12 protein-coding genes and 1 pseudogene are annotated in these 18,199 nt (G+C 33.3%); 6 read left to right on the forward strand and 7 right to left on the reverse strand.

Features of this window, described 5'->3' with window-relative positions:
* Positions 1–173: 173 nt before the first annotated feature.
* From ACJQQZ_RS09990 to ACJQQZ_RS10005, 4 genes are all read right to left on the reverse strand, one after another.
* On the reverse strand, positions 174–1,694 hold the full coding sequence (locus ACJQQZ_RS09990) for a M4 family metallopeptidase (RefSeq protein ID WP_145506417.1): 1,521 nt from the start codon (positions 1,692–1,694) through the stop codon (positions 174–176).
* A gap of 140 nt (positions 1,695–1,834) precedes the next feature.
* The gene (locus ACJQQZ_RS09995) at positions 1,835–2,113 is read right to left on the reverse strand and encodes a M23 family metallopeptidase (protein WP_145506420.1); all 279 of its coding nucleotides are present in this window, start codon (positions 2,111–2,113) and stop codon (positions 1,835–1,837) included.
* Positions 2,114–2,124: 11 nt separating this feature from the next.
* On the reverse strand, positions 2,125–2,691 hold the full coding sequence (gene isaB / locus ACJQQZ_RS10000; RefSeq protein WP_002452049.1) for an immunodominant staphylococcal antigen IsaB family protein: 567 nt from the start codon (positions 2,689–2,691) through the stop codon (positions 2,125–2,127).
* A 156-nt stretch (positions 2,692–2,847) separates the two neighbouring features.
* Positions 2,848–4,083 (reverse strand): ArgE/DapE family deacylase, encoded by a 1,236-nt coding sequence (locus tag ACJQQZ_RS10005; protein WP_002452048.1) that lies wholly within the window; start codon positions 4,081–4,083, stop codon positions 2,848–2,850.
* A gap of 112 nt (positions 4,084–4,195) precedes the next feature.
* On the opposite strand from ACJQQZ_RS10005, the gene ACJQQZ_RS10010 reads away from it, so the two are divergent.
* Complete coding sequence (locus ACJQQZ_RS10010) at positions 4,196–4,714, forward strand: hypothetical protein (protein ID WP_145506423.1); 519 nt, start codon at positions 4,196–4,198, stop codon at positions 4,712–4,714.
* A gap of 136 nt (positions 4,715–4,850) precedes the next feature.
* On the opposite strand, the gene ACJQQZ_RS10015 is transcribed toward ACJQQZ_RS10010, so the two are convergent.
* The gene (locus tag ACJQQZ_RS10015; RefSeq protein WP_145506426.1) at positions 4,851–5,630 is read right to left on the reverse strand and encodes a (S)-acetoin forming diacetyl reductase; all 780 of its coding nucleotides are present in this window, start codon (positions 5,628–5,630) and stop codon (positions 4,851–4,853) included.
* Between the two features lie 152 nt (positions 5,631–5,782).
* Positions 5,783–8,641, reverse strand: coding sequence for a YhgE/Pip domain-containing protein (locus ACJQQZ_RS10020; protein ID WP_145506429.1), 2,859 nt, complete (start codon positions 8,639–8,641; stop codon positions 5,783–5,785).
* 260 nt (positions 8,642–8,901) lie between these two features.
* Between ACJQQZ_RS10020 and ACJQQZ_RS10025 the strand changes: the two genes are divergently transcribed.
* The gene (locus tag ACJQQZ_RS10025; protein WP_408023130.1) at positions 8,902–10,956 is read left to right on the forward strand and encodes an amidase domain-containing protein; all 2,055 of its coding nucleotides are present in this window, start codon (positions 8,902–8,904) and stop codon (positions 10,954–10,956) included.
* A gap of 63 nt (positions 10,957–11,019) precedes the next feature.
* Here the strand turns inward: ACJQQZ_RS10025 and ACJQQZ_RS10030 are convergent, their stop codons facing one another.
* Positions 11,020–13,023, reverse strand: a complete 2,004-nt coding sequence (locus ACJQQZ_RS10030) for a cell wall anchor protein (protein WP_145506435.1) — start codon at positions 13,021–13,023, stop codon at positions 11,020–11,022.
* A gap of 231 nt (positions 13,024–13,254) precedes the next feature.
* Between ACJQQZ_RS10030 and ACJQQZ_RS10035 the strand changes: the two genes are divergently transcribed.
* The 4 genes and pseudogenes from ACJQQZ_RS10035 (at position 13,255) to ACJQQZ_RS10050 (ending at position 18,043) form a co-directional block, all read left to right on the forward strand.
* The gene (locus ACJQQZ_RS10035; RefSeq protein ID WP_145506438.1) at positions 13,255–13,683 is read left to right on the forward strand and encodes an organic hydroperoxide resistance protein; all 429 of its coding nucleotides are present in this window, start codon (positions 13,255–13,257) and stop codon (positions 13,681–13,683) included.
* Between the two features lie 299 nt (positions 13,684–13,982).
* A complete protein-coding gene (locus ACJQQZ_RS10040; RefSeq protein WP_186364172.1) occupies positions 13,983–14,156 on the forward strand; it encodes a hypothetical protein in 174 nt (57 codons plus the stop codon).
* A gap of 246 nt (positions 14,157–14,402) precedes the next feature.
* A pseudogene (locus ACJQQZ_RS10045) lies at positions 14,403–16,553 on the forward strand (MMPL family transporter); the annotation flags it as partial.
* Positions 16,554–17,116: 563 nt separating this feature from the next.
* Positions 17,117–18,043: a glycine betaine ABC transporter substrate-binding protein gene (locus ACJQQZ_RS10050; RefSeq protein ID WP_049423205.1), complete on the forward strand. Its 927-nt coding sequence runs from the start codon at positions 17,117–17,119 to the stop codon at positions 18,041–18,043.
* Positions 18,044–18,199: the final 156 nt, after the last annotated feature.

Here is an 18,199-nt window from a genome sequence, read left to right on the forward strand (position 1 = left end):
AATTTATGTAAATTATTATTTTGCAAAACAAATAAGGTAGTGCATTTTAATCATTTGACTATTAACTATCTCCCAAAAATTAGACTGCTCGTTGTCTAACGTTAGACAACCCTAAGTGTCACCCCATAAAACAAGCCTCCCACTGCGCTTATCTCAGTGAAAGGCTTGATAGTTTAAACGCCAACATCTTCCCATGATCGATTAACTTTATCTGCTGTAGATTTATCATATAAATCAAGTGCGGCTTGATGTAATGATTTTTTAGCATCTGCAAAATTTGAATTAGAAGATAAATATTGTGTTAACGTTCTATAATAAATTTGTTCGGCTTTATCTTTACCAATACGTTTTATCGTTAAATATGCAGCTTTATTAGGGATACCTGAATTAGTATGCACGCCACCATTATCTTCTTGTGTTTTAGAGTAATGTTTCATATGCGCAGGTTGATCATACTTTTCAGGATTAGACATACTTCTTAATGCATCACCTTTAACATTAGGTGTGTATATATCCTCACCAATTAAGAAATTATCACTATCAATAAAGTATGCAAAGACATCTGAGAAACTTTCGTTCAATGCACCGGATTGATTTTCATAAACTAAATTGGCTGTTTCTTGAGTTATACCATGTGTAATTTCGTGAGCTACCACATCTTTAGCACCAGAGAATGGTAAATAATTATCATTGTCTCCGTCTCCATAAATCATTTTATCGCCAATCCAAGCAGCATTGTTACGATTATCTTCATTTTCAAATTGATTCACATGAGTTAATGAATCGATAGGGCTCCCTTTATCATCATATGATTCTCGACCGAATTTATTTTTATAGTAATCATACACATCTTTAGCATAATCGTTCGCATCAACACCAGCATGTTGTGACTTGTCTATGAAATCTTTATCTTTATCAGTCATTAGTTTTGAACTGCTATCCTCATCATTATAATCATAAGCTGAAATATTCCCCTTATGTGTCACATCTTTCAATTCATAGCTATCATCATTACTATTAATATTAATTTTTTTCGTTTTGTTTAATACGCTTTTACCATTACCTTCAGTATGCGCATGTTGGATATTATTTAGTTTATTAACGATTTCACCAGTCTCAGCATCAACTTGAATAGTCCAATGAGATATTCTTGGAGAGGTCGTTACAATTTCAACCTGATAAACATATTTGTTATTTTGACCACTAATTTGAATGTCATTCTTTTTAATAACATCATTTTTAAAGTTTTTAGCTTTGTCAGATGACATTGAAATAGCTTCAAATGCTTTATCGATAGCTTTCTTTTTATGGATTTGAACAGTATTGCTAGGTTTTATTTCACTACCACCTGTGTCACCATTGATAAGTACAACCTTACCTTGAGGATTAGTATGTATTTTAACTTCTCTATCAGGAACATATGCATTTTTAAACTTTGGTTGTAATGTATAGTGTGTATAGCCTAATTGATCTGTATTGACGTCGACTGTTTTATAATGCTTAAATTGCTTTTTAGCATTTTTATCATTAGGTAATAATTTTAATGCCTGGAATGCTTTATTCTTATCCTTAATTTCTAATTTATTTTGATTTGTTGAATGATCATTCTTTGCATTTACTTGTCCACTATAAAATGAACTACTTATAGCTATTACTGAAATACTAGAAATGATAGTTTTAGACAATCGTTTCATATTAATCCTCCGTATATGTTTAAATTTTAACCTCTACTCATACTATTTATATTTTTGTAAAAAGTAAATGAAAATTACATAAAATTCAATACATATACGTTGTGTTTTGTAATATAATATATTAAATTTACCAAACTGTTTTATCTGCGAATCGTTTCACCTTTGATAGGTGTCCTATTATTTTCAAAATTAACTTTGAGTGATTGCCCTTCTAATAAACTAGGTTGATTACTAACTTGAAAATGAATATGAGGCTCTGACGAATTACCTGAATTTCCACAAAGACCTATCATAACGCTATCCGTTATTTCATCACCAATATTCACTTTGATCGAATGTTGTTTTAAATGTCCAATTAGACTAAATTCATAATTAAATCTATCAAAAAACAGACATCCTATATAAGGACGTCTGTTCATATCATTCTATCTTATTTAATTTTATCCATCGTTTTATCTTTTTGAATCGCTACTTTGGTTTTTTCATAGCCAATGACAATGCGGTCGATTTTACCTTTTGATGCATCGAACCATACTGCTTCGCCATTTTTCTTAGGTTGGTAGTAATAAATACCAGTTGTATTATTTTTACCATTATCTACTTTTTTCAAATCTTTACCATAAGATTTTTGTAAATCTGTTAACTTCAATTGCTTTTTCAATGGAATATCGACTAATGAAGCTTTTTTAGATTTTTTATCATATTGACGGAATAATTGGTCTGATTTGATTACTGTTTGAGTTGATTGAGTTGGTGCAATTTTAATACCATTAAATGTAACGTTGCCAGCTTTGATCGCATTTTTGAAATTTTTATCTAAAGTAAACTTCGCATCATAACCTGCGTTACCTTTATAAGTATAGTAAGCTGATTGGTGTTGCTGTGTTGTTGATGCATGTGCCGTATGATTTATTACTGGCGCTACACTCGCTGATGCACTTAATAATGTACCGAAAGCTAATGTAGACGCAATGATTGATTTTGTCTTTTTATTCATAACGTATCCTCTCATTCTTTACCCACAGCTTCTTTGCTTATGGGTCTTCTAAATTATACGTCATCAACTAAAGACATACAATTAAAAGTAATAGCCCTTACAGTTTTGTCATATCTAATTTATGATTGAATTTAATATTTTATCTTACATGTCTTATCAATTTTCATTTAGATAAGTCAGTAGTAATTCAATATAGTAATCGATAAATTTTAAATAATGAACTTTATTAACACATTCATCTATTTGATGTGGTCCTTGACCTGGCCCTATCATTAAGAATGGAAATGCTTCGCTTTTACCTTTTAATAAATTAGATGCATCCGTAACGGCAACTGTTGGTGTATCTATCAAAGCAGAAGAATCAAAATATGTTTGAGCCAGTTGATGCCCTAATTTAAATAAGTGATTGTCGCCCGTTGTTACAACTGGGTCAAGATCTAAATAGATGTCATGAGTTAGATGTGCCCCTCTTTGATTCGCTTCGTTGATATATTTCTCGAATAGTGCTTTAACTTTTGTATTATCATATTCTGGAATCGTACGAACATTGAATGTTGCAGTTGCATGATCAGGGACAGAATTGACTTGAGAACCACCATTAATCATGCTATTGGTCATCACAAGTCCTTGAATTCTAGTTTGAACTTCGTCTTTACTTACAAAACTAGGCAATTGATCAGCCATCTGATTGACCATATTACCATAATCTAGCGCCGTCCCTTTTATACTTTGGGTAATGTCTTCATATGCTTGATTAATATTTTGAATCAATTCAATGAGTGGTGTAATTGCATTTTCTCCCATAAAAGGTGTAGAACTATGACTTGAACGACCCTTAGATGTGATTTTAATATCCATTGATCCTTTATGAGCATATACAATACTTGGATAAGATGGTTCTGCGATGACTAGAGCATCGACATCATCCATGTAACCTTTACGATATAATTGTTCTGATCCTGCTTGTTCCATTTCCTCTCCAGCAGTTGCTAATAATTTAATGGTACCATTTTTTAATTGTCCACTTGCTTTAATTTCAATCATTGCGATGACTAAGGCAGCCAATCCCGACTTCATATCCGCAGCGCCTCGTCCGTATAAATGACCATTTCGTTCAGTCAATTCAAATGGTGGCGATGTCCAATCATCATGGTTCCCTTCATTTACAACATCCATATGTCCTGATACTGCAACGACTGGTTTACCAGACCCTATGGTTGCGATGAGATTTGCACGTTGACCTGAAATATAATCAATGTGTGTGTCAATATCATATTGATTAAGCCATTGGGCTAAATATTGTGCTACAGCTAATTCATTATCATTGACTGAAGGGATAGCCACAATTTCTGATAAAATTTCGACCTTTTGTTCATTAGTTAATACACTCATATATGTCACTTACTTTCCTATTATTTTAAAATATCGTTAAATGTTGTGTTCTTATTCAAAAATTTGATTATAATATAGTTAATGATTATCGAAGTTAATGGAGGATACACTTTTGAAGAAATTACTAGCAAGCATTGTTATTTTTGCACTTGTATTAGCTTTAGGATTTTCTGTTTTTGCAGCTTTGACACACCAAAATAAATCATCTCTTCATAAAGCCGAACACAAAACTGAGGAAAAAGATAAAAAGAAAGCATCAAAAGATAAAGCGGAAAAAACTACAACAAATCAAGAATCTGTTCAAGCTGAGCCTACGAATTCACAACAAAATAATGTAAACAGTTCCAATCATTCAGCTAATCAACAACCAACTCAAAAATCATCCCAAGCTAATCATCAGACATCACCTAGCCAATCAGCTCAATCTAAACCGTCAAATCAACCGGCACAAAAAAGTAATAATCAGCCGGCACGTACACAACAATCTGAACCAGTAAATAAACCAAAGGCAAGTACTGAATCAGCACAAGGTCAAGGCGGTCAAGGTGGCCAAGGATCAAATAACAATAATAATGCAAATCGCTCAGCTCAAAACAATAGCACTTCAAACAAACAAAGCAAATCAGAATAATATAAAAGACAGGATTAAGTCATTCTCATTGGCTCTTACTTGAGCTGAATGCCTTATCCTGTCTTTTTTTATTAAACACTCATTCGTTCATGAGTCTGATTTGAATCAAAATTTCTTCTAAATACCTTTAACTAATCTAGTGGAATCTCATACCACCATCAACGATAATTGTTTGTCCAGTAATATAATCTGAATCACTACCAGCCAAGAAACTAACCACATTAGCAACATCTTCTGGTTTAGATAAACGTTTTAAAGTTATTTGATCTGTAAATTGTTTCCAACCCCATTCTTCAGGTTGATTATTTTCTTTAGCTAATTTAATAGCGATACCTTCCATCATTGGTGTTTCAACAATACCTGGTGCAAATGCGTTTACTGTTATACCTTTATCAGCTAAATCATGTGCAGCTACTTGTGTTAAACCTCTGACCGCAAATTTTGAACTACAGTATAGTGATAATCCTTTATTACCTTCTACACCTGCTTGAGACGTTGCATTTATAATCTTTCCACCGTGACCTAAAGTTTCAAATTGTTCAAGTGCTGCTTGAATACCCCAGAATACGCCACCAACGTTCACACCAATAACTTGATTGAATTGTTCCGTAGTTACAGTATCAATAGGTGTCATTGGTCCTAATCCAGCGTTATTCACTACTACATTCAGTTCTCCAAAATGTTTCACTACTTGACTGAACACATGAAAGACTTCATCACGATTAGCGACATCAGCTTTAAAAGCAATAGCTTCTTGTCCTTCAGTCTTTAGTGTGTCAGCCGCTTCTTTCGCACCTTGTTCATTATAATCCACTAACGCTACATTAAAACCATCATTAAATAGTCGTTTGGCTATTTCAAAGCCAATACCTTGTGCTGACCCTGTTACTATGGCTACTTTATTTTGATGTGTCATACTACACACGCTCCTTAAATGTATTCACTTATTATAATATCACTCAAGAATATATTTTTTGTGTATAACTCGTGTCTTAATGTATATTACATAAAAAAATTCTAGCACTTAAGGCATACATATAATGCCTAAGTGCTAGAAACTCATTCACTTTATTCTGTTACATTACTTTCATCAACTTTAGATGAAACTTTTCTCATCAATGGATCTGTGCTTGGTTTTAAAATAACACCAACTATGATAAATCCTAATCCAAATAATGCTAAGATAATCACTTTTGTAATTAATATTTCTGGAACAATACCCCCTACCGTTTCACGTAAAGCATCAATCGCATACGTAAATGGTAAATATGGCGATATCGTTTGGAAGAACTTAGGCGTCGTTTGAATTGGGAAGGTACCGCCACCACCTGCGATTTGTAATACTAAGAAAATAATCGCAATCGCTTTACCTGGGTTTCCTAATAACGATACACAAGTATAAATAATTGAGTTAAATACCAGTGAACAGAACACTGCTATCGTCACAAATAATACTGGCGACTCGACGGCTGCTTTTAATATAACTAAGTCTCCAATTGATACAATTAATGCTTGCACTATACCTAGTAGGAAGAAGAAGCCTGCTTTACCCATGAAGATTTCTCTAGGACTAAGTATTGATTTTAAAGACTCATGTTTGTTATCTACGGATAATAAACTAACCATTAACAATCCTCCTACCCATATGGATAAGGCTGTATAAAACGGTGTCATTCCTGAACCATAATCTTTAACTGGGAACACGTCCGTTGTCTTTTTATTTATTGGATGTGCAATGACATCAGCTTGCTTTTTCAAATCATTTTTCAATACATCGATTAAATTATCTACCGCATCGTCTTTATCTAATTGTTTAAATATTTTATTGGCTTTCTTCAAATCTTTCTCAACACCTGGTAATTTATTTTCTGAGAAATCCGCTAAATTTGACAGTGCTTCTTTAGCTCTTGGTTGGTTCTCATCTAATAAATTCACCGCATTATCATATTTACTAAATAATGATGGTAAATTGTCATTGACTGCTTGAGTAGCATTCGCTAGACGTTGTTCTAATCCAGGTAAGTCATTACGCACAAAGTCTGCCGCTTTAGCTACATCTTTCTTCACTGTAGGGAAGTAATCTTGCGCTGTTTTCATTGCGCTAATATACGTTTGTTCTATACCTGGTAATGCTGTTTGAATACGATCAATACGTTTTTTACCACTATCTAATATACTTTGTCCTGAATCAATCACCTGATTGATTGAATTTAATTTAGATTGAACGGTTGATAATGCTTGTTGACCTGATGCCAATTGTGACGTAATATCATTCGAAATGTTTAATAAACTTTGATTTAATTCTTTCTTAACATAAGTACGGAATTGACTTAATGTCTTATTCGTATCACCAATTTTATTCAACACATTTATCGCTTCTGATTTACCAGAACTACCATTTGATAAGGCATCGATTAATTGATTTGTTGTTTTCAACTGATCATTGAGTTGATTATTGGCTGTTTTTATTTGCTTAATTTCTTTTGATAAATCAACATCTTCGTTTTTCTCAAGCTCTGATAATATATCAATAAATTGTTGATTATATTTCGTAGCATTTTCTAAACGAGATGATACATTCTCTAATGGCTCTTTAAACTCAGTCGGTTTGTCTGAAGCCAATATACCGTATGAGATATGTTTCAATGCATCCATATCTTTTTGAGATGCTTTGGCCTGAACATCACTTAAATTAGAAAGTGATAATAATGATTCAGTCAATGCTGTATTCATTGATTTAACATCATTTGAACTTACTAGCTCATTTGACTGGTTACTTTCATTATCACCGGAAGTGCTTAATGATTGCGTCTTGATTCCAGATTGATAACTATGTCCCTCGTCGTGTTGTTTATTATGAGCACTTTGTTGACGGGCACCTTGCTGACGTAAACCTTGGTTAACATCATTATTTACATTTTGGGCACGTCCTGCTGCATCTTGATAATCACCAACTCGATTTTGAACTTGTGTTAAAAATCCTTTAGCATCTGTGAGTTGGTCGTTCGCAGCATCAATACCTTGTCCCGCTATAGAGACACCTCTATTGATTTTAGGAAATTGTGCTGGTACATCATTCGCTGCTACATTTAGTACTCTTTCAATATCAGGCATATAATTATTCAGCGCTATTATTAATTTGGCCTTTTCATTTAATGCTGGTATTGATGAATTAACTTGATTTAATCTTTCTTGTGCATCTAAAATATCACCTTTATAATTACCTAAATTTCTAAATTGATTCGCATAGCGATCAAGGTCATCTTGGTGTTCATTTAAATAGATGATTTTATTTTTAAACTTATTAATTTCTGGTAGTGACTGATTTGCTGCATAGACCGCATTTTTTATTTTATTAATTGTTGGCACTTCATCTTCAATTTTTAGACCTACTTTATTCGCCTCTGATAGTAGTGCTTTCGTCACGGTTTGATTAAATTGTTCATTAGCTTTTTCTACCACTAATGAAGAACCTGTATCTGTTAATTTCGCCGCAACCGCATTGATTTTCTGATTGACTTTGAAATCGACATCCGCTTTTTCAGGGTGTTTCCTTAATGTTCCCGTAATTTGATGTGTAAACTTGCTCGGTATGTATATGCCTGCATAATATTTCCCCATTTTAATTTCATGATCTGCTTTTTCACGGCTAACAAATTGCCAATCAAAGCTATCATTTTTCTTGAGGGTTTGTACCATTTTATTACCTACATTAATCTCTTTCCCTCTAACTTTGTCACCTTTATCTTCATTGACAATCGCTACTTTAATATGGCCTGTATTTCCATATGGATCCCACATTGCCCATAAGTTAAACCACGCATAAAATGAGGGTAATATGGCTAATCCCGCTAATATGATCCAAACTGCTGGTGTTTTAGCAATTTTCTTTAAATCTGTTTTAAACAGCTTTAGTGCGTTTTTCATTGTCACACTCCTAAAAACGATTAATTAACTTTCCTATCTATTATTGATATCGCCATCATATTTATACTTATTTTACCAAATGTTAGATTACATTTTTCCAAAAACAATTTATTTTTCTGATAAAGGTTAGTATAATTAGATTTGCTAGATTGTTTCAATTTGTTGATACGTATCAACTATAAATGTCATAAGTTAAATTATAACAAATGTCTAATAAATATCTCAATCATTTTTCAAATATTTAAGGGAGCTAATCACAGATGTCTAAAGATGAATTCTTGATATATTTACTTACAACTACATTAATTGTGCCATCTTTCTCAACAGCACCCATAGCTAATGCTTCAGATGACCACTCAACAACGCCGTCTTCATCATCACAACAGCGTGATACTCAAAGTGACAATGATTCAACAAACAATGATGATAAACCTACTAAAGACACACAAGACGATGATGAAATGGACACACCACAACAAAAGCATGAAAAAACTAAGAAACCATCCCGTGAAGACACTAAAAAGGATGGACAAGACAAAGCGCAACAACAAAAGCATCACGGAACACAAACATCTGTTACAGATGATAATTATAAAAAATCACATCAATCAACAAATTTAATTAATCAATTTTATGATGGATTATCCACGCATCAATCTGACTTTAATCGATTATGGTCTCCAGACCAATATGACAATAGTTTTAGTTTAACAACTTTAATTCAAAATCTATTTCATTTTGACTCTGATATTTCAGACTATGAACAACCTTCTCATGAAGAAGATGATACAAATACAACGTCTGAAAATGAACAATCGAATAATAATGATACGATGACTGATAATGGTCAAGTTACAGATAATAGCGATAGCTCTGAAAAGGATCCACAACAAGACGAGTCTATTAAAGATAACCAATCTATTAATAATAACGAAGATGAAAATAGCAACCTAACAGACCAAGATCATCATTCACAAAGTGATGAAGTTCAAGATCATCAACAAGGCGACAACAATCAACAAGATCATGCTTCAAATCAATCGAATGGTTCTAATGAGAATGACAAGTCAACATCACATCAAAGCATTTCCGACTCAGCAATTGATTCAATTTTAGATGAGTATAGTGAAGATGCAACGAAAACGCAAAAGCAGTATCAAACATCTAAAGATAAACACACTCAAGATGAAAAACAACAAGATACAACACCAAACAATACAAAACAGCAAGACGTCAATCCTCAACTTCCAACACCGGATGAATTAAAACATAAAACAAAGCCCGCACAATCATTTGAAGGTGATTTTAAACAATCGAATACACGTGCCACTGGATTGTTTCAACAATTACCTAAAATAGAAGACAGTACTTTAACAGATGGTGATATCAATATCGTTGATAGTAAAAGTACGAGAGATTTTATTAAATCGATTGCCAAAGATGCACATCAAATAGGTCAAAAAGAAGACCTTTATGCCTCAGTAATGATGGCACAAGCTATATTAGAATCTGATTCTGGTAATAGTGCTTTAGCACAGAAACCTAATTTTAATCTATTTGGCATTAAAGGAACTTATCAAGGTCAGTCAGTTTCATTTAATACTTTAGAAGCTGATAGCTCAAATAACATGTTTAATATTACAGCTGGATTCCGTAAGTATCCTGATACAAAAGCGTCACTCGAAGATTACGCACGTTTAATTAAAAAAGGTATAGATGGTAATCCTAACATTTACCGACCAACATGGAAGAGTGAAGCATCTAATTACCAGTCAGCAACTTCTCATTTATCACGTACTTATGCGACTGATCCTAATTATGCTAAGAAATTAAATAGCATTATAAAACATTATCATTTAACTGATTTTGATAAGAAAGACATGCCAAGTTTGGATAAATATAATCATACGATTCATAGCGATGATCAATCACAATCAAGTTTCAAACCATTCGAAGAAAGCGAAGGAAGTTCAAGCTATCCACAAGGACAATGTACATGGTATGTAGATCAACGTATGAAACAATTTGGTCAATATATTCATAGTAATTTAGGCGACGCACATCATTGGAATAATCGTGCAACACGAGAAGGTTATCAAGTATCTTCAACACCTAAAAAACATACCGCAGTCGTTTTTGAAGCTGGTCAATTAGGTGCAGATACACAATATGGCCATGTTGCTTTCGTAGAAAAGGTTAACGCTGATGGTTCAATCATCATTTCAGAATCAAATGTTAAAGGATTAGGTGTTATCTCATATAGAACCATTGATGCAGATGATGCAGCACAATTGGATTATATAACGGGTAAATAAATCACTCGGATTACACCATTAAAAAGAGCGAGACAAAGTTAACTTTGTCTCGCTTATTTTAATTTATTTTGATCTTTTACGTTGACTAAACCAGATTATACTACCACCGATAATGGCTATAACTAATGCAATAGGCATCCAATGCTGCTTAACTGTTTGACCTGCATCAGGCAATGATAGATTACCATCGTCATTAAATAATCCATCTAAGAATCCATCATTAGAACCCAGTGTTAAGCCTTTTTCAGGTGTAGGTGTGGGAATATCCGGAATACCATCCAACAGACTACCACCTGAATTAAGTTGATCTAATAAATGAGAACCGTTATTTGAATGTTGATTGATTCTATCAAAAATGCTTGGTCTATTCTTGATTGGAGAAACTATATAATCTAAATCTTTCTTAGCACTGTCCATCTTTTGTTGCAATTGCAATAAATCATTAGCTTTACCGTTAATGGCAGACTTGATTAAATCTAAAGCACTTGCTTTATCACTTTGTATGCGATTAATGACATCTGCTAACACCTTTGCTTTTCCTTGTTCTATTCTCGTTGCTAATATAGTTTCAATCGCTTGTCGTTTATCTTTTGCATTATTTAATACATCATTTAAAATGTCATCCGCACTTACATGCCCTTGTTTATCAATGTGTCGTTTGAGTTGCTCCACAATTTGTTGATTGGATAATTGGCCATTTGCTAATTGTTTCGCAATACGTTGTGCTTCTTTATCTCCTAATCGTGTAGCAAGTAGTTGCTTAATTAATTGTTGCTTATCTTTAGATTGATCTAACATTGATTTTAAAATATTATCTGATGATGTATGTGCAAGTCCATCCAACTGCTTATCAATTTGATTGGCAATTTGATGATCTGTCTTACCTTTCGTTTGAATACGTTTCATTGCTTGTTTCGCTTCATTTTGACTCATTACTTTATCCAAAATGGATTGTGTCGCTTTATGTTTATCTTTGGATTGTTGCAACTGATTAAGTATTAAATCATGTTGTTGATTCATGCGTTGTTCTGTTTGACGAATATCTTGTTTTAAAGCCTGTTTACGTTGCTTGTTAAAATCACTTCGTTGATTGACATCCTTTTCTAGTGCCTTAAGTGTATCCCTTTTATTATTAATGTATTGATCATCATTCATTTTATTAGAAGCTAATTGACTAGAAATCGCTTGATCTATTTTGTCACTACCCTCTAATTCCTTTGTAATCTTTCCTACATGTTCATCTTGTTTATGATCTGATTGTTTCACATCCGCTTCGTTTGCAATGTGTTTTAAATCATCTAATGTTTGTTGTTCTTTAATGTTAGTTTGAGGCAGTTTTTTAGTAGTTTCTTGCGATTGATCTTTAGAATCTTGTTGTGCATCTTGACGTTGGTTAGATGCACGCTTGGAACCCTGTTGTGTTTTTGTCGTGTTTACATCTTCATCTAATGTTGTATCTTGTTTTATTTTATCTAAATCATCTAGCACTGACGTTTGGTTACGATTTGACGTTTGCTGCGTATCACGTACATTACTTTGACTTTGTACCTGATTCGTTTCATCGCTTTTTTGTTGAGGGTTATCAACCTTTTCTGAAGATACATCCAAATCCGCCAAAATTTTGTCTAGGTCTTTAGTAACATCATCATTGTCTTTAGTGTCTTTTACATTTTCATTATTCTTTTCAGTAGACGCGTTTTTATCTGAATTCGTTGTTTGATGTGTTTCTTTATCTAATAACTTTAATTTACGATCTTCTTTTTTAGCATCTTCTATTATCTTATCCAATGTTGCATTATCAGATACATCATCTAATTGTTTGTGGTAATCCTGTCTTGAATCTTCTTTTAAATGTGTAAGTCGATCAATGTCATCTTTAGCGTCATCGATTTTATCTTTCAATGACTCATCTTTTGATTCAGATGTATGAAATGAAGATGAGGTTTCTTTTGCTTGTGCTGTCATGTCACTAGCAAAACCATAACCTATCATTGACCCACTGATTAAAAGTGCTGAACAAGATAATTTCAAACACATGCTGACTTTGTCGAATTGTATATCTTTCATGTTTTCAATCTCCTTTAATCAATTGCCGTTTTAAAATTCATCTCCATTATATAACAAAGTGCTATAAAATTACACTTCGCATTTTTAATAGCATCTATTTATCTTATCAGTCAATCTTAATAAACAAATAATTTGTAACTATATGTATATCCCCTTATAATTCAATCAAGTTAAATTAGTTAATTCGAATATATAATTTAACTTAATTTAATTAGAAACGGAGTTTTTGAAATGGCAGAATCAATTTATTCAACTACAATGATTAGTAATGGTGGCCGTGATGGTCGTGTATTTAGTCCAGATAATACGTTTGTCCAAAATTTAGCAACACCAAAAGAAATGGGCGGTCAAGGTGGTAACGATACTAACCCTGAACAATTATTTGCGGCAGGTTATAGTGCATGCTTTAACAGTGCACTATCATTAATTTTAACTCGTCATAAAGTTAATGACGCAAACCCAGAAGTTGAAATCACGATTGAATTAGTGAAAGACGCTACAGATAATGGATTCAAATTAACTGCAGACATTGAGGTTACGTTAGAAAATGTATCTCAAGAAGAAGCTGAACAATATGTAGAACAAGCACATCAATTCTGTCCATATTCTAAAGCAACACGTGGCAATATTGATGTTAACTTAAAAGCCAACGCACAATAATTGTATTTAATTATTTATTGAACTCTTTCGTTTGATTAATGAACAACGCCTAAATACCTATTAAGTGGTGGTGAGTATCTAACTTGCCCCACTTTTTTTATATAAAGTTTTAACTCTTTAACGCATCATGGGGGAATCATGCCATAGTCATCCCAATTTCGATCTTTTTTATTAAAACTGTGTATTTAGCTTATTATTTAACTGAATACAGGGAATGTAACTTATAATAAGCACTTTTTAATTTCATCTGACTTTCGCCCTATCAAATTTTTTGTTTCATACTGTTAGGAGGCATCCACATGGCTTTATCTATCATATTTATTATTTTAGGCATAATTTTAATCCTTATTTCTAAAATTGTGATATATACTGACGAAAAACGCCATGAGTTAAAAGAGAAATTTTATTTACCTGGCTTATGTTTAGTATTGATAGGTATTTTAATTCTCATTGGTCATTTTGTCACAAGTTAACAGTGGCTATAACGACACATTAATCACGCTTCTTAGTTAGCTTTTCAATAAAATGTCCAACAATTCTTACAATCTGTTTCATTTTTCAACGACTCAATAAAATTAATGGTGTTTCAAGCTGTTGAATCTTGTTAAATTAATAATTGTAACTTTAAAACACCACAGATTTTTCTCAATTAAATTGAGCTCAACTTCATAGCTCTGTCACAAGTTAACGAATAAAAAAAACAAATAGGAGGAAATGTCTTGGCAAAACTTTTATACAAATTAGGCAAATTCATTGCTGAGCACAAATGGGTCAGTATCATTGCGTGGCTTTTGATTCTAGGCGTTATCATTACACCATTATTGATTAGCGCACCTAAATTTGATAGCAATATTACAATGAATGGTCTTAAATCATTAGATACAAATGACAAGATGTCAAAAGAGTTCCATCAAGATAGTGAAAAAGCATCGATGAAAATTGTAATACATTCTGATAAAAAGGATGGTATCACAGATAAAAGCACTAAGAAAGATATCGAAAAAGCACTTGATAATATTAAACAAGATGATGATTACGTACAAAACGTAAGTAATCCATATGAAACAAATCAAGTCAATGATGATAATGATACTGCAATTGCTACAGTCAATTATGTAGTCAACCAAACATCATTAAAAGATTCTTCTAAGAAAATTATCGATCGCGAAATGAAAGATGTGAAAGATGACCACAATGTTCAAATCGAACAAGCTCAAGGTGGTAGCGGTGGTTCTGAACCAGGTGGTAATTCAGAATTAGTTGGTATTGTCACTGCATTTATCATCTTATTAATTACATTTGGTTCATTAATCGCAGCAGGTATGCCAATTGTCAGCGCCATCATAGGACTAGGCTCAAGCATTGGTATCATTGCATTATTAACAAACGTATTCGATATTCCAAACTTTACATTAACACTAGCCGTAATGATTGGATTAGCTGTTGGTATCGACTATTCTCTATTCATCTTATTTAGATACAAAGAAATCAGGAAAAAAGGTACCCCACCTGTTGAATCCATTGCCTTAGCTGTTGGTACAGCAGGAAGCGCAGTTATATTCGCCGGCTTAACAGTTATGATTGCCGTTTGTGGTCTTTCATTAGTAGGTATTGATTTCTTAGCTGTTATGGGATTCGCATCTGCAATTAGTGTTTTATTCGCGGTACTTGCCGCTTTAACATTATTACCTGCATTAATTAGTGTTTTCCATAAACGTATTAAAATCAAAGACAAACCAGAAAAAAGTAAAGACCCTAAAAATCATCCATGGGCTAAATTTGTAGTTGGTAAACCAGTACTAGCTATTATTATCAGTTTAATTATTTTAATCGCAGCTATTATACCAATTTCTGGAATGCGTTTAGGTATGCCAGACGATAGCTTAAAACCTAACGATTCATCGGCACACAAAGCGTATAACTTAGTTACCGATAACTTTGGTGCCGGATATAACGGTCAAATTGCGATGCTTGTAAATACTAAAGACGGTGGCAGTAAAAAAGACATTGAATCTGATCTAAATAGCATGCGAAAAGATCTTAAAGATATGGATAATGTGGATACTGTCGAAAAACCTCAATTAAATGATAATAACCATTATGCATTAATCTCTATCATTCCTGAAGATGGACCTAATGCGCAATCAACAAGCGATTTAGTTTATGATTTACGTGATTATAATAAACAAGCCAAAGAAAAATACGACTTTAATACAGAAGTAACAGGCCAAAGCGTGATCAACATCGATATGGCTGAAAAATTAAATAATGCTATCCCAGTATTTGCTGGTGTTATCGTATTATTAGCATTTGTATTATTAGTATTCGTATTCCGTTCAATCCTTGTTCCATTAAAAGCCGTTCTTGGTTTCGTATTATCATTAATGGCAACACTCGGATTCACAACATTGGTCATGCAAGATGGCTTCCTTGGTGGCCTATTCGGTGTAGAAAACACTGGTCCACTATTAGCATTCTTACCAGTTATTACAATTGGTTTACTATTCGGTTTAGCCATTGACTACGAACTATTCTTAATGACACGTGTGCATGAAGAATATAGTAAAACTGGTGACAATGACCACTCTATTAGAGTAGGTATTAAAGAAAGTGGCCCTGTTATAGTGGCAGCTGCATTGATTATGTTCAGTGTATTTATCGCCTTTGTATTCCAAGACGATATGCAAATCAAATCAATGGGTATCTCACTAGCATTTGGGGTATTATTTGATGCCTTTGTCGTACGTATGACATTAATTCCAGCATTAACGAAATTATTTGGTAAAGGATCATGGTATTTACCTAAATGGTTAGGCAGCATCCTCCCAGAATTAGATATCGAAGGTAAAGCATTAGAACAAGATTCACATCAAGCTGAATCTCATGCATCTAACAATGAAGATCGTCATGGTGCTAACGCTACTGATCGTCGTGAAAGAGATGACAGAAACTTTGAAAGTGAACACCCATCACGTTTAGATCGTCAATATCATCGTGATGAAGATGAACGACGTTATCAAGATGATACACACCGTTCAACTTATACAAGCGAATCACACGTATCACGATTTGCATCCAATGAACCTAACGACGATGTAGATTATGAATCTTTATATAATAAACAAGGTAATGGTCACGATAATTATCCAAGACGTGACGACCGATTAGACGACCATTCTGAGCGTAGTCATTCATACGCACGTCGCTCTCAATCTCGTCCACAAAGTAACGAAGCACGTACAACTGATTTATTCAAACAGTTATCAAATCAAACGAATGATCAAGACATGCTATTTAATGCATTAATGTTATATGCAAGAGAAAATAGTAAAGATGTATACGATCAATATTCAAATCATACTGACAACAAACATCGTACCGATTTCAGTCATGACGATGATAGATATTAATCTTAAAAAGGAGGATATGCTGAATGTTTAAAACAAGAGGTTTCAAACTGTTAGGCCTGTTTGCCACTATTGCCTTAGCTATCGTGCTAAGCGCGTGTGGTAACGGTGGCGGAAGTTCATCAAAAGATGGCAATACTTCCCTAGGCAATAAAGAAATCGAATTACCATATATTGCTAGTGATAACTCAGCGCCACGGACATTAGTCATAGCTGAAGTTCTTAAAAAAGCGGGTTATGACGTTACAACTACACCTGTACAAGCAAGTGGTCCATTATATGCATCTGTAGCTGAAAATGCAGATTCATTCCATGCGTCTGGTATTTTCCCATCTACAGATAAAAGTTACTACAATCAATATAAAAGCAAATTATCCGTTTACGACAAAAAGAACCTTGTCGATGATGTTAAAGTAGGCTTAGCCGTACCGAAATATGAACAAAATATCGACTCAATTGCAGACTTAAAAGATAGTAAGAAATTCGATAAAGAAATTCAAGGTACAGACGCTAGAAATGGTGTCATGAAACAAACTAAAAGTGAACTTGATGAAGATAATCTAGACGGTTATAGCCTAAAAGAATCTTCTGACCAAGATCAATTTAAAGCAGTTCAAAAAGCTTATAAACAACAACAACCAATTCTATTTACAGCAATGGATTCTAGTTGGTTCTCTAAAGAATTAGGCGTTAAAATGTTAAAAGATCCTGACAAAATTTATGGTAAAGAAGATCAACATATTAACTTAGTATTTAATAAAGAATTCAAAGCTAATCATCCAGCAGCATACACAATTGCAACACGTATGTCAGACGACTGGAGCAAAAAAGACGAAGATCAATTAGCTAAGAAAATCTTCAAAGACCAGAAAAATCCAGAACAAGTTGCCAAAGACTATGTTGATGACAACGATAATAAAGTAGATGAATGGTTAGAAGGTATTGATCATTAATTCTTCTAGTAAAATCTAATAACTCCGAGTAACAATCATGTAAGCAGGACTTGAGCTATCTATTCTCAAGTCCTGCTTTTTTGTGTTGTCTCCGTAATTCAATAATGGGTATTCCATGTAAAAAGCATTTATATTTGGTAAAATAACAACGTCTAT

The organism is Staphylococcus sp. KUGN1 (assembly GCF_045984185.1).
GTDB lineage: Bacteria > Bacillota > Bacilli > Staphylococcales > Staphylococcaceae > Staphylococcus > Staphylococcus warneri_A.

Coding starts and splice junctions, on each gene's coding strand:
- ACJQQZ_RS09990 (WP_145506417.1), bottom strand. CDS start 1,694: ATGAAACGATTGTCTAAAACTATCATTTCTAGTATTTCAGTAATAGCT.
- ACJQQZ_RS10005 (WP_002452048.1), bottom strand. CDS start 4,083: ATGAGTGTATTAACTAATGAACAAAAGGTCGAAATTTTATCAGAAATT.
- ACJQQZ_RS10035 (WP_145506438.1), top strand. CDS start 13,255: ATGGCAGAATCAATTTATTCAACTACAATGATTAGTAATGGTGGCCGT.
- ACJQQZ_RS10050 (WP_049423205.1), top strand. CDS start 17,117: ATGTTTAAAACAAGAGGTTTCAAACTGTTAGGCCTGTTTGCCACTATT.
- ACJQQZ_RS09995 (WP_145506420.1), bottom strand. CDS start 2,113: ATGAACAGACGTCCTTATATAGGATGTCTGTTTTTTGATAGATTTAAT.
- ACJQQZ_RS10020 (WP_145506429.1), bottom strand. CDS start 8,641: ATGAAAAACGCACTAAAGCTGTTTAAAACAGATTTAAAGAAAATTGCT.
- ACJQQZ_RS10025 (WP_408023130.1), top strand. CDS start 8,902: ATGTCTAAAGATGAATTCTTGATATATTTACTTACAACTACATTAATT.
- isaB (WP_002452049.1), bottom strand. CDS start 2,691: ATGAATAAAAAGACAAAATCAATCATTGCGTCTACATTAGCTTTCGGT.
- ACJQQZ_RS10015 (WP_145506426.1), bottom strand. CDS start 5,630: ATGACACATCAAAATAAAGTAGCCATAGTAACAGGGTCAGCACAAGGT.
- ACJQQZ_RS10040 (WP_186364172.1), top strand. CDS start 13,983: ATGGCTTTATCTATCATATTTATTATTTTAGGCATAATTTTAATCCTT.
- ACJQQZ_RS10030 (WP_145506435.1), bottom strand. CDS start 13,023: ATGAAAGATATACAATTCGACAAAGTCAGCATGTGTTTGAAATTATCT.